At 69.2% G+C, this 11,500-nt stretch carries 12 protein-coding genes; 3 read left to right on the top strand and 9 right to left on the bottom strand.

The genetic code is table 11. From position 1 onward, the window contains the following. Positions 1–20: 20 nt before the first annotated feature. Positions 21–677, bottom strand: coding sequence for a CoA transferase subunit B (locus P3W75_RS19525; RefSeq protein WP_276228956.1), 657 nt, complete (start codon positions 675–677; stop codon positions 21–23). A gap of 26 nt (positions 678–703) precedes the next feature. Beyond that, entirely contained in the window at positions 704–1,402 is a 699-nt protein-coding gene (locus tag P3W75_RS19520) for a CoA transferase subunit A (RefSeq protein WP_276228955.1), read from the bottom strand. 121 nt (positions 1,403–1,523) lie between these two features. Here P3W75_RS19520 and P3W75_RS19515 point away from each other — a divergent pair, with 121 nt between their 5' ends. Continuing rightward, complete coding sequence (locus P3W75_RS19515; protein ID WP_276228954.1) at positions 1,524–2,450, top strand: LysR family transcriptional regulator; 927 nt, start codon at positions 1,524–1,526, stop codon at positions 2,448–2,450. 55 nt (positions 2,451–2,505) lie between these two features. Here P3W75_RS19515 and P3W75_RS19510 read toward each other — a convergent pair whose 3' ends face one another. Next, positions 2,506–2,766 (bottom strand): DUF2790 domain-containing protein, encoded by a 261-nt coding sequence (locus P3W75_RS19510; protein ID WP_276228953.1) that lies wholly within the window; start codon positions 2,764–2,766, stop codon positions 2,506–2,508. A gap of 273 nt (positions 2,767–3,039) precedes the next feature. Here P3W75_RS19510 and P3W75_RS19505 point away from each other — a divergent pair, with 273 nt between their 5' ends. Further along, positions 3,040–3,996 carry a GlxA family transcriptional regulator gene (locus P3W75_RS19505; protein ID WP_276228952.1) on the top strand — a complete coding sequence of 319 codons (957 nt, stop codon included), beginning with the start codon at positions 3,040–3,042 and terminating at the stop codon, positions 3,994–3,996. An 82-nt stretch (positions 3,997–4,078) separates the two neighbouring features. Here P3W75_RS19505 and P3W75_RS19500 read toward each other — a convergent pair whose 3' ends face one another. From P3W75_RS19500 to hpaC, 6 genes are all read right to left on the bottom strand, one after another. Then, positions 4,079–5,206 carry an acyl-CoA dehydrogenase family protein gene (locus P3W75_RS19500; protein WP_276228951.1) on the bottom strand — a complete coding sequence of 376 codons (1,128 nt, stop codon included), beginning with the start codon at positions 5,204–5,206 and terminating at the stop codon, positions 4,079–4,081. Between the two features lie 10 nt (positions 5,207–5,216). Next, positions 5,217–6,398 carry an acetyl-CoA C-acyltransferase gene (locus P3W75_RS19495; RefSeq protein ID WP_276228950.1) on the bottom strand — a complete coding sequence of 394 codons (1,182 nt, stop codon included), beginning with the start codon at positions 6,396–6,398 and terminating at the stop codon, positions 5,217–5,219. A gap of 13 nt (positions 6,399–6,411) precedes the next feature. Beyond that, entirely contained in the window at positions 6,412–7,182 is a 771-nt protein-coding gene (locus tag P3W75_RS19490; RefSeq protein ID WP_276228949.1) for a 3-hydroxyacyl-CoA dehydrogenase, read from the bottom strand. Positions 7,183–7,196: 14 nt separating this feature from the next. Continuing rightward, complete coding sequence (locus tag P3W75_RS19485) at positions 7,197–8,858, bottom strand: acyl-CoA synthetase (RefSeq protein WP_276228948.1); 1,662 nt, start codon at positions 8,856–8,858, stop codon at positions 7,197–7,199. Between the two features lie 161 nt (positions 8,859–9,019). Further along, on the bottom strand, positions 9,020–10,027 hold the full coding sequence (locus tag P3W75_RS19480) for an LLM class flavin-dependent oxidoreductase (RefSeq protein WP_276228947.1): 1,008 nt from the start codon (positions 10,025–10,027) through the stop codon (positions 9,020–9,022). 129 nt (positions 10,028–10,156) lie between these two features. Next, the gene (gene hpaC / locus P3W75_RS19475; RefSeq protein ID WP_276228946.1) at positions 10,157–10,669 is read right to left on the bottom strand and encodes a 4-hydroxyphenylacetate 3-monooxygenase, reductase component; all 513 of its coding nucleotides are present in this window, start codon (positions 10,667–10,669) and stop codon (positions 10,157–10,159) included. Positions 10,670–10,912: 243 nt separating this feature from the next. Here hpaC and P3W75_RS19470 point away from each other — a divergent pair. Next, a partial coding sequence (locus tag P3W75_RS19470) for a response regulator transcription factor (protein WP_276228945.1) occupies positions 10,913–11,500 on the top strand: 588 nt, incomplete at its 3' end.

Genomic DNA, 11,500 nt, shown 5'->3' with positions numbered 1-11,500 from the left:
GCTCTTACAGCGCGACTAACTCAGAAGGTCATCTCTTTGACGTCGTCCGGCACGACCAGGCGCCCGGCGGTCTTCTCGACGATTTCCTCGACGCTCACCCCCGGCGCGGTCTCGCGCAGGATGAAGGCGCCGTCCTCGATCTCCAGGTAGGCCAGGTCGGTGAGCACCTTGCGGATGCAGCCGGCACCGGTCAGCGGCAGGCTGCAGCGGTCGAGCAGCTTGGACTCGCCGTCCTTGGAGGCGTGGGTCATGGTGACGATGATGTTGTCGGCGCCGGCCACCAGGTCCATCGCGCCGCCCATGCCTTTCACCAGCTTGCCGGGGATCATCCAGGAGGCGATGTTGCCCTGCACGTCCACCTCGAAGGCGCCGAGCACGGTGAGGTCGACGTGGCCGCCGCGGATCATCGCGAAGGACTCGGCGGAGGAGAAGATCGACGCGCCCTTCACGGCGGTCACGGTCTGCTTGCCGGCGTTGATCATGTCGGCGTCCAGGGTTTCCTCGGTGGGGAAGGCGCCCATGCCGAGCAGGCCGTTCTCCGACTGCAGCATCACTTCCATGCCCTCGGGCACGAAGTTGGCCACCAGGGTCGGGATGCCGATGCCGAGGTTGACGTAGTAGCCGTCCTTGAGTTCGCGCGCGACGCGCTGGGCCATCTGTTCGCGGGTCAGTGCCATGGTCTTGTCTCTCTTGTCCGGTGGGCTCAGGAACGCACGGTGCGCTTTTCGATGCGCTTCTCGAAGGTTCCCTGGATGATGCGGTCGACGTAGATGCCGGGGGTGTGGATCTGCGCCGGGTCCAGCTCGCCGGGCGCCACGATTTCCTCGACCTCGACCACGGTGATGCGCCCCGCGGTGGCCACTACCGGGTTGAAGTTCTGCGCGGTGTGGCGGTAGATGACGTTGCCGTAGTGGTCGGCCTTCCAGCCCTTGACGATGGCGAAGTCGCCGGTGATGGCCTGCTCCATGATGTACGGGCGGCCATTGAACTCGCGCACTTCCTTGCCTTCGGCGACCGGCGTGCCGTAGCCGGTGGCGGTGAAGAAGGCCGGGATGCCGGCGCCGCCGGCGCGGAGTTTCTCGGCCAGGGTGCCTTGCGGGGTGAGTTCCACTTCGAGCTCGCCGGACAGCAGCTGGCGCTCGAACAGTTCGTTCTCGCCGACGTAGGAGGCGATCATCTTGCGGATCTGCCGCTCCTCCAGCAGCACGCCGAGGCCGAAGCCGTCGACGCCGCAGTTGTTCGACACCACCGTCAGGCCCTTCACGCCCAGGCGGCGGATTTCGGCGATGAGGTTCTCGGGGATACCACACAGGCCGAAGCCGCCCGCCAGTACCGTCATGCCGTCGGTGAGCCCGGCCAGGGCTTCCGCGTAACTGCCAACCCGCTTGTCGAGTCCTGCCATCTTGCGCCTCTCTTATCGTTAGGGTTTCCGACTGGTCGGTCGGAGAGCGTCTGCAGCTTCACCGCTGGGGACTGATTTGTTAAGTTTGTTTTTCCGATCGATTAATTGGCTTTCCAAATCAATGACCGTCAAGCAACTGCGCGCCTTCCTCGCCGTGGCGCAGAGCCTCAGCTTCGCCCAGGCCGGCGAACGCCTGCACCTGTCGCAGCCGGCCTTGAGCCTGGCGATCAAGAACCTGGAAGAGTCCCTCGGCGGGCAACTGCTGGTGCGCACTACGCGCAGCGTCGCGCTAACTCCCGAGGGCGAGACCCTGCTGCCGATCGCCCGGCGCCTGCTGGCCGACTGGGACAACGCCGAGGAGCTGCTGCGCCAGCACTTCACCCTGCAGCTGGGCAAGGTTTCCATCGCCGCCATGCCTTCCTTCGCCGGCAACCTGCTGCCGGCCGCGCTCATGGCCTTCCGCCGGCGCTACCCGAAGGTCAACGTGGCGGTGCATGACGTGATCAACGAACAGGTGCTGGAAATGGTGCGCAACCATCGCGTCGAACTGGGTATCGCCTTCGAGCCGGAGAGCCTCGACGGCCTGAGTTTCCAGCCGTTCTACAGCGACCGCTTCGTCGCCGTGCTGCCGGCCGGCTCGCCGCTGGCCGGGCAGCGCCGGCTGAGCTGGGCGCAATTGCTGCAGCAACCCTTCATCACCCTGCAGCGGCCCTCGGCGGTGCGCCTGCTGTTGGAGGATAGCGTGGCGGCCAGCCACGGCAAGCTGGCGGTGGCCTTCGAGAGCCACCAACTGGTGACGGTGGGGCGCATGGTCGCCCAGGGGCTGGGAGTGAGCGCGGTGCCCAGGCTCTGCGTGCAACAGATGGAGGAGTTGGGCGCGCGCTGCGTGGACCTCTACGACCCCACGGTGGAGCGGCGCGTGGGGCTGTTCAGCCTGGCCGAACACAAGCTTTCCAGCGCGGCGCAGGCGCTGAGCGACGTGCTCTTGCAGATAGCCGACTGGCCGAGATTGCAGCGCGAAGGCTACGGGGGGGAAGCGGCGGACTGACGAAGGTCCGCGCGGCGCGGGCGGCGCGAGCGCGCCACCCGTTGCGCTGGGATGCTCAGATGTCGCTGCACATCTCGGTCTGGCGCAGGTACTCGAGCACGTGGACCTGGCCCTTGGAGTCGGCGTAGGTCATTTTCGCCGGGGCGACCTCGCAGCGGTCGTTGGCTTGCTCGATGCTGATGACCTTGGCCACGTCGAGCTTCATCCCGTAGTGGTAGACGACGGTATTGGCGTCGGCGGCGCTGGCGGCCAGGGCGACGCCCATCAGGGGGATGGCGAACAGGCCGAGCAGGCTGCGTTTCAGGGTGGATTTCATGGTGGGATTCTCCGGTTTCCGGCGTGCTGGCCATTTGGCCTTGCCGTGCATTCAATCTAGTTGAACGGCCGTCGCGGACACAGAGGCAATGCGACAAGGGATTAGTGCATATCGCGTAACAATGAGCCCTTGCCAAACGCCGGCTTTGTGCCATCGGGCTGCCGGAACGGCATAAAGTACGCCGCGATTGGCAGGATCCGAACGCTCGAACGCTTTGCGGCCAGCGTGTGGCGCGCCCACAATGGCAAGCCCGCTCGTCGCCAGGAATACCCCATGAAACGCGTGGCCATGCTGCTGTTCCCCGGTGTGCAGGCGCTGGACGTCGCCGGCCCGCTGGACGCCTTCGCCGAGGCCAACGCCTTCGTCGCGCCCGGCGCGGGCTACGAGGTGCTGACCGTGGCCGAACGCGTCTACCCGATCCCTGCCTCCAACGGCCAGCTGCTCGGCGCCGGTTTCGCGCTGGAGGACGAGGTCGGCGAGCTCGATATCCTGCTGGTGCCGGGCGGCCCGCGACTGCCCGTCGAGACACCCTCCAGCGCCCTCCTCGGCTGGTTGCGCCAGGCCTGCGCGCGGGCGCCGCGCTACGGCTCGATCTGCACCGGGGCCTTCCTCCTCGGCCACGCCGGCCTGCTCGACGGCAAGCGCGCCACCACCCACTGGAGCGACGCCGCGCGACTGGCGCAGCTGTTCCCGCAGGCGCGGGTGGAGCCCGACAGCATCCATGTGCGCGACGGCGCGCTGGTCACCTCGGCCGGGGTCACGGCGGGCATCGACCTGGCTCTTGCGCTGATCGCCGAGGACCACGGCGCCGGCGTCGCCCTGAGCGTGGCCAAACGCCTGCTGGTGGTGGCCCAGCGCCAGGGCGGGCAGTCGCAGTTCAGTCCTTACCTGCAGGCGCCGGCCGCCGGCGACTCGGCCATCGCGCGGGTGCAGCGGCATGTGCAGGAACACCTTGGCGAAGCGCTGTCGGTGGCGGAGCTGGCGGCGGTGGCGCGCATGAGCGAACGCACCTTCGCCCGCGCCTTCGTCCGCGAGGCCGGCATCACCCCGGCGGAATTCGTCCAGCGCGCCCGCCTGGACGCGGCGCGCGGCCTGCTGGAAAGCGGCGACCTGGCCTTGAAGGCGGTGGCCTGGCGCTGCGGCTTCGGCAGCGCAGCGCGGATGCGCCTGGTGTTCGCGCAGCGTCTTGGGGTGACGCCGACGGAGTATCGCGCGCGGTTCAGGGCATAGCGCCGGGCGCCAAAGCGTAGGAGCGCGCCATGCGCGCGAATCGCGGGCATGGCCCGCTCCTACGAGAGCGGCGACGTGCCCGCTACAGGCTGCGGGCGATCACCAGGCGCTGCACGTCGCTGGTGCCTTCGTAGATCTGGCACACCCGTACGTCGCGGTAGATGCGCTCCACCGGGAAGTCCTGCAGGTAGCCGTAGCCGCCCAGGGTCTGGATCGCCGCCGAGCACACCCGTTCGGCCATCTCCGAGGCGAACAGCTTGGCCATCGAGGCTTCGGTCAGGCACGGCAGGCCGGCTTCGCGCAGGCTGGCGGCGTGGTGCACCATCTGCCGCGCCACGGCGATCTCGGTGGCCATGTCGCTGAGGCGGAAGGCCACCGCCTGGTGCTGGATGATCGGCTTGCCGAAGGTTTCCCGCTCGTGGGCGTAGTCGCGGGCGTACTCGAAGGCCGCGCGGGCCATGCCCACCGCCTGGGAGGCGATGCCGATGCGCCCGCCCTCCAGGTTGGCCAGGGCGATGGCGTAGCCCTGGCCCTCCTCGCCCAGGCGGTAGCTGGCCGGGATGCGCAGGTCGTCGAAGGCGATCTGGCAGGTGTCCGAGGCGTGCTGGCCGAGCTTGTCTTCCACCCGCACCACGCGGTAGCCGGGGTTGTCGGTGGGCACGATGAAGGCGCTGATGCCCTTCTTGCCGGCCGCAGGATCGGTCACCGCGAAGACGATCACCAGCCCGGCGTGGCTGCCGGAGGTGATGAACTGCTTGCTGCCGTTCAGCACGTAGTGGTCGCCGTCGCGGCGCGCGCGGGTCTTCAGGAAGCTGGCGTCGGAGCCGGCCTGGGGTTCGGTGAGGGCGAAGGCGCCGATCATCTCGCCACGGGCCAGGGGCACCAGGAACCGGCGCTTCTGCTCGTCGCTGCCGAACTTGGCGATGGGCATGCAGCCCACCGAGTTGTGCACGCTCATGATGGTCGAGCAGGCGCCGTCGCCGGCGGCGATCTCTTCCAGGGCCATGGCGTAGGCCAGGTGGCCGGTCTGCGCGCCGCCCCACTCCTCCGCCACCAGCATACCGAGGAAGCCGAGGTTGGCCATTTCCTTCAGCGCCTCGGCGGGGAAGCGGTGTTCGCGGTCCCACTCGGCGGCGAAGGGTTTCAGCCGCTCCTGGGCGAACTGGCGGGCGACGTCGCGGATCTGCAGTGCTTCTTCGCTGGGAATCATGCTGCGCTCCTCACAGGCGTTCGACGGCGATGGCCGTGGCTTCGCCGCCACCGATGCACACCGAAGCGATGCCGCGCTTCAGGTCGTACTGCTGCAGCGCCGACAGCAGGGTCACCAGGATGCGCGCCGCCGAGGCGCCGATCGGGTGGCCCAGGGCGCAGGCGCCGCCGTGGACGTTGAGCTTGGCGTGGGGGATGTCCAGCTCGCGCATGGCGGCCATGGCCACCACGGCGAAGGCTTCGTTGATCTCGAACAGGTCGACCTCGCCCAGGCTCCAGCCGCTGCGCTGCAGCAGGCGCTGGATCGAGCCCACCGGCGCGGTGGGGAACAGGTTCGGCGCGGCGGCGTAGGAGGCGTGCGCGCGGATCGCCGCCAGCGGCGCCAGGCCGCGCTTCTCGGCCTCGGACAGGCGCATCAGGACCAGCGCGGCGGCGCCGTCGGAGATGGAGCTGGAGTTGGCCGCGGTAACGGTGCCGCCGTCGCGGAACGCCGGTTTCAGGGTCGGGATCTTGTCCGGGCGGGCCTTCGGCGGCTGCTCGTCCTGGCCGATCTCGCGGGTTTCCTTGCCGGCCTTGACCGTCACCGGGACGATCTCGGCGGCGAAGCGGCCGTCGGCCATGGCCTGCTGCGCGCGGGTCAGCGAGGCGATGGCGTAGGCGTCCTGCTGCTCGCGGGTGAAGCCGTAGCTCTGCGCGCAGTCCTCGGCGAAGGTGCCCATCAGCCGGCCCTTGTCGTAGGCGTCTTCGAGGCCGTCGAGGAACATGTGGTCGAGCACCCTGCCGTGGCCCATGCGATAGCCGCTGCGAGCGCGCTCCAGCAGGTAGGGAGCGTTGGACATGCTTTCCATGCCGCCCGCCAGCACCACTCCGGCGCTGCCGGCCAGCAGCGCGTCGTGGCCCTGCATCACGGCCTTCATGCCCGAGCCGCACATCTTGTTGATGGTGGTGCAGGGTGTGCCGCGGTCCAGGCCGGCGCCGAGCACCGCCTGGCGCGCCGGGGCCTGGCCCTGGCCGGCGGCGAGCACGCAACCGAGGATGGCTTCGTCGACCTCGGTGGCGCCCAGCCGGGCGCGTTCGACCGCCGCGCGCACGGCGGCGGCGCCGAGGGTGGCGGCGTTGGTGTCCTTGAAGTCGCCGAGGAAGCCGCCCATGGCGGTGCGCACGGCGCTGACGATGACTACGGGATCGTTCATTGCTGTTCTCCTGTCACTTGGCGGCCATGCGGATGGCGCCGTCGAGGCGGATCACTTCGCCGTTGAGCATGCTGTTCTCGACGATGTGCCGGACCAGTGCAGCGAACTCGTCGGGACGACCCAGGCGCGGCGGGAACGGCACGCTGGCGCCGAGGGAATCGCGGACTTCCTGGGGCATGCCGGCCATCATCGGGGTCTCGAAGATGCCGGGGGCGATGGTCATCACGCGGATGCCGTGGCGCGCCAGTTCGCGGGCCACCGGCAGGGTCAGGCCGACCACCCCGGCCTTGGACGCGGCGTAGGCGGCCTGGCCGATCTGCCCGTCGAAGGCCGCCACCGAGGCGGTGTTGACGATGATCCCGCGCTCGCCGCCGGCGTCCGGCTCGTTGCGGCTCATGGCCTCGGCGGCCAGGCGCAGCATGTTGAAGCTGCCCACCAGGTTGATGTTGATCGCCCGGGCGAAGCTGTCCAGGCCGTGCGCGCCGTTGCGCCCGAGGACTTTCTCGGCCGGCGCCACGCCGGCGCAGTTGGCCAGCCCGTGCAGCGCGCCGAAGCTTTCCAAGGCGGCCTCGACGGCGGCGCGGCCATCGGCCTCGCGGGTCACGTCGGTGCGCACGAAGCGCGCGTTGGCCTCGCCCAGTTCCGCCACGCGGGCGGCGCCGGCCTCGGCGTTGACGTCGGCCAGCAGCACCCGGGCGCCGGCCTCCACCAGGGTCTTCGCGGTGGCCGCGCCGAGCCCGGAACCGCCGCCGGTGATGAGGAAAACCTTGTCCTTGATCTGCATGGAATCTCTCCGAATCAGTGCTGCGCGGCGGCGCGTTCGGCCGCCTCGCGTTGCCGCGCGATCTCCTGGTTGCGCAGGAGGAAGCGCTGGATCTTGCCGCTGGGGGTCTTCGGCAGTTCGTCGACGAACTCCACCTCGCGCGGGTAGCTGTGCGCCGACAGGCGCTTGCGCACGTATTGCTGCAGCTCCTCGGCCAGTTCGGGGCTGGGCTGGTGGCGCGGGCACAGCACCACGTAGGCCTTGACCACTTCGGTGCGCTCCGGGTCGGGCTTGCCGATCACCGCCGCTTCCATCACCGCCGGGTGCTCGATCAGCGCGCTCTCGACGTCGAAGGGGCCGACGCGGTAGCCCGAGGTGGTGATCAGGTCGTCGGAGCGGCCGACAAAGCTGATGCTGCCGTCGGGGTTCAGCTCGACGGTGTCGCCGCTCAGATAGTAGTCGCCGACGAAGGCCTTGGTTTCCATGCCCTGGTAGCCGGCGAACCACATCAGCGGCGAGCGCGTGCGGTCCATGGCGAGGATGCCGGGCTGGCCGGCGGGCAGTTCGCGGCCGTCGTCGTCCAGCACCACTACGCGGTGGCCGGGGATGGAGTAGCCGGCCGCGCCCAGGTGCACCGGGTGCGCCAGCGCATGGTGGTTGGCCAGGACCATGCCCAGCTCGGTCTGCCCGTAATGGTCGTGGATGGTCACCCCCAGGCCCTCGGCGAACCAGCGGATCACCTCCGGGGTCAGCGCCTCGCCGGCGCTGCTCACGGCGCGCAGGCGGCCCTTGATCTCACGCGCCACGTCCTCGCCGGAAGCCTTGAGCATGCGATACGCGGTGGGCGAGCCGGCCAGGTTGGTGATACCGAACTGGCGGATGATCCGGCAGGTGCTTTCCACCGTGAAGGCGCCTTCGTAGAAGGTGGTGGCGTGGCCCAGGGCCAGCGGGCCGGTGACGGCGTAGTAAAGGCCGTAGGCCCAGCCCGGGTCGGCGAGGTTCCAGAAGCGGTCCTCGGGGCGCAGGTCGACGGCGTCGCGGAGGTAGCCAGTGAACGCCAGGATCGCTTTCAACGGCACCGCCAGCGGCTTGGCCAGGCCGGTGGTGCCGGAAGTGAACATCAGCATGAAGGGGTCTTCGCCGCTGCGCGGCACCGGCGCGAATTCGGTGGAGCGGCCTTCCAGGGCCTGCCAGAAGTCCAGGTCGCCGGCCGGAACCGCCTGGCCGCCGCTGAGGGTGATGACCTGCGGCGCGTTGGGCACTTCGTCAAGCTTGGCGCGGTTGCCGCTGTCGGTGACCAGCACGCGGCTGCCGGCGATGCCCAGGCGGTGCTCGATGGCCTTGGGCCCGAAGGCGGTGAACAGCGGCTGGTAGACCGCGCCCAGGCGCCAGGTGCCGAGGATGGTGACCAGCAGTTCGGGGGTGCGCGGCAGCATGCCGGAAACCCGGTCGCCGGGGCGCACGCCGAGTTCGTGGAGCAGGTTGGCGAACTGCGCGGCCAGCGCCTGCAACTGGGCGAAGCTGTAGTCGGCGCGCTCGCCGTTGCGGCCTTCCCAGTACAGCGCCATGCGCCCGGGCTGGGCGTGGCGATCGCAGCATTCGACGCAGGCGTTGAGCGCGTCGAGGCTACCGGCGAGGGTGGCGCGGGCGGTGGCCGGGTAATCGAATTCGGCAGCGGCGGCGGCATAGGGGCGCATCGCGGAACTCCTGGCTTGTTCTTGTAGGGAGTACCGGGATGTTCGCGCCGGCGCGGCGCGGCGGCAATGTCGAAAGGGGGCGATATGGATGAGCGGATTGGACAGGCGGGCCCTGGTGAAACGGCGGATAACCGCGAACGGTTATCCGCCCTACGCGTGGATCAGCGCGGCTTGCGCAGGCCGGCGACGATTTCCAGCGAGCGCAGGCGCAGCGCGTGGTCGTAGATGTCGCTGGTGAACATGATCTCGTCCGCGCCGGTCTGCTCGACGAGGATTTCCAGGCGGCTGCGGACCTTTTCCGGGCCACCGATCACCGCCAGGCCGAAGAAGTTGCCCACCGCTTCCTGCTCGTGGGGCAGCCACAGGCCGGCCATGCGTTCCACCGGCGGTTTCTGCTTCAGGCTTTCGCCACGGATCAGCGCCAGCACGCGCTGGAACGCGGTGGTGGCGAGGTATTCGGCTTCCTCGTCGGTGGGCGCGGCGATCAGCGGCACACCGATCATCGCGTAGGGCTCGTCGAGGATCGCCGAGGGCTTGAAGTGCTGGCGGTAGATGCGCAGCGCGTCGTGCAGGTAGCGCGGCGCGAAGTGCGAGGCGAAGGCGTAGGGCAGGCCCTTCTCCGCCGCCAGGCGGGCGCTGAACAGGCTGGAGCCGAGCAGCCAGATCGGCACCCGCGTGCCCTCGCCGGGGATCGCCAGCAGGGTCTGCTGCGGGCGCCGCGGGCCGAGCAGCATTTCCAGTTCGGCGACCTGTTCTGGGAAGTCTTCGCCGTCACCGAGCATACGGTCGCGGCGCAGGGCGCGCATGGTCGCCTGGTCGGCGCCGGGGGCGCGGCCCAGGCCCAGGTCGATGCGCCCCGGGTAGAGGCTGGCGAGGGTGCCGAACTGCTCGGCGATCACCAGCGGCGGGTGGTTGGGCAGCATCACCCCGCCGGAGCCGACGCGGATGCGCGCGGTCTTGCCGGCGATGTGGCCGATCAGCACGGAGGTCGCCGAGCTGGCGATGCCGTCCATGTTGTGGTGCTCGGCCAGCCAGTAGCGGCTGAAGCCGAGACGTTCGACGTGGCGGGCGACTTCCACCGCGTTGTTCAGCGCTTCGCTGACGGTGCCCTGGTCGCGGATCGGGACCAGGTCGAGCATGGAGAAGGCGGTTTCGGACAGGGACTTCATGGACGCTCCAGTCGAGGCCCGCGCGACGCGCGCACGGGCGTGGCTTTGAGCGGGACTCTAACGGCATGCCCCGCGCCTGACCACGCGTCGGCGTCGATAGTACTCATGCCGTGCAGTGATGGAGCGCCCTCAGGCCGCCGCCGATTCGCCGTCGACGCGGTGGAACAGGCGGTTGAAGTACACCAGGCTGGCGCCCTGCTCGCGCACCGCGGCGCGCTCCAGCTCGACGAACAGCACCGAGTGCGAACCGACTTCCTTGCACTCGCTGATGCGCCCTTCCAGGGTCACCAGGGCGTCGCGCAGGACCGGCGCGCCGGTGCAGCCCTCCTCCCACAGGTCCCAGGCGAAGCGCTCTTCCATCGGCACCCGGGTCATGCCGGCGAAGTGCTTGGCCAGGTCTTCCTGCTCGCCGCGCAGCACGTTGATGCACAGGTTGCCGTTGACCCGCAGCGGCTCGTGGCTGGCGCTGCCGCGATTGATGCAGACCAGCACCGTGGGCGGCGAGTCGGTGACCGAGCAGACCGCGCTGGCGGTGATCCCGCAGCGCCCGCCGGGGCCGTCGCTGGTGATGATGTTCACCGCGGCGGGCAGCCGCGCCATGGCGTTGCGGAAGTCGATCTGGGTCTGGCTCAGGTTGTTCATGGGGACGCCCTTGCGGCCGGTGGTCGATGGCTTCCAATCTACGGAGGCGCGCAAGCCGGCGGTATCCAGACGAATCCCATGGCGGCGGTGGCTGGCCTTTAGTCGTCTAGGGGGTTTCTTTATCGCCAGGGCCCGTTGGCCTGGGTATGCTGACCCCGGGGCGCGTCCGCGAGCCCCGCCTTATGCGTGCCGCAGCCCACCTGCGAGCAATTACAAGTATTAGAAAGACCGTGGCAGTGCCTGATGGATACCCGCAAACCCGTTGTTTATATCGTCGACGACGACAAGGACCTGCGCACCTCGCTGGCCTGGCTCCTGGAGTCGGTGAGCGTGCAGGCCGAGTGCTTCGCCGGCGCCGAGGAATTCCTCGCCCACTACGACCCCACCCAGCCCGCGTGCCTGGTGCTCGACGTGCGCATGCCGGAAACCAGCGGCTTCCAGCTACAGGCCATGCTCAACGAGCGCGGCGCGGCGCTGCCGATCATCTTCGTCTCGGCCCACGGCGACATTCCGATGTCGGTGCAGGCCATGAAGAACGGCGCCCTGGATTTCGTCGAGAAACCCTACAACCCGCAGCAGATGCTCGAACGCATCCAGGCCGCGCTCAAGGCCGCGGTGCAGGTGCAGGCCGGCGCCCAGCAGAAGCGCCAGCTGCAGCAGCGCCTGGACCTGCTGACCGGGCGCGAGCGCGAGGTGCTGGGCATGGTCATCGACGGCAAGGCCAGCAAGGTGATCGCCCGCGAGCTGAACATCAGCGTCAAGACGGTGGACGTGCACCGCACCAAGATCAAGGAAAAGATGGGCGTCTCCAGCATCGCCCTGCTGGTGCGC

The organism is Pseudomonas citronellolis, from assembly GCF_029335315.1.
GTDB lineage: Bacteria > Pseudomonadota > Gammaproteobacteria > Pseudomonadales > Pseudomonadaceae > Pseudomonas > Pseudomonas citronellolis_A.
The sequence above is the reverse complement of the archived record's forward strand: the minus strand, read 5'-3'. Positions and strand labels throughout refer to the sequence as shown.

What these genes read in the sequence shown, in the direction of transcription:
- P3W75_RS19525 (WP_276228956.1), bottom strand. Translation starts at nt 677, where the DNA reads ATGGCACTGACCCGCGAACAGATGGCCCAGCGCGTCGCGCGCGAACTC.
- P3W75_RS19520 (WP_276228955.1), bottom strand. Translation starts at nt 1,402, where the DNA reads ATGGCAGGACTCGACAAGCGGGTTGGCAGTTACGCGGAAGCCCTGGCC.
- P3W75_RS19515 (WP_276228954.1), top strand. Translation starts at nt 1,524, where the DNA reads ATGACCGTCAAGCAACTGCGCGCCTTCCTCGCCGTGGCGCAGAGCCTC.
- P3W75_RS19510 (WP_276228953.1), bottom strand. Translation starts at nt 2,766, where the DNA reads ATGAAATCCACCCTGAAACGCAGCCTGCTCGGCCTGTTCGCCATCCCC.
- P3W75_RS19505 (WP_276228952.1), top strand. Translation starts at nt 3,040, where the DNA reads ATGAAACGCGTGGCCATGCTGCTGTTCCCCGGTGTGCAGGCGCTGGAC.
- P3W75_RS19500 (WP_276228951.1), bottom strand. Translation starts at nt 5,206, where the DNA reads ATGATTCCCAGCGAAGAAGCACTGCAGATCCGCGACGTCGCCCGCCAG.
- P3W75_RS19495 (WP_276228950.1), bottom strand. Translation starts at nt 6,398, where the DNA reads ATGAACGATCCCGTAGTCATCGTCAGCGCCGTGCGCACCGCCATGGGC.
- P3W75_RS19490 (WP_276228949.1), bottom strand. Translation starts at nt 7,182, where the DNA reads ATGCAGATCAAGGACAAGGTTTTCCTCATCACCGGCGGCGGTTCCGGG.
- P3W75_RS19485 (WP_276228948.1), bottom strand. Translation starts at nt 8,858, where the DNA reads ATGCGCCCCTATGCCGCCGCCGCTGCCGAATTCGATTACCCGGCCACC.
- P3W75_RS19480 (WP_276228947.1), bottom strand. Translation starts at nt 10,027, where the DNA reads ATGAAGTCCCTGTCCGAAACCGCCTTCTCCATGCTCGACCTGGTCCCG.
- hpaC (WP_276228946.1), bottom strand. Translation starts at nt 10,669, where the DNA reads ATGAACAACCTGAGCCAGACCCAGATCGACTTCCGCAACGCCATGGCG.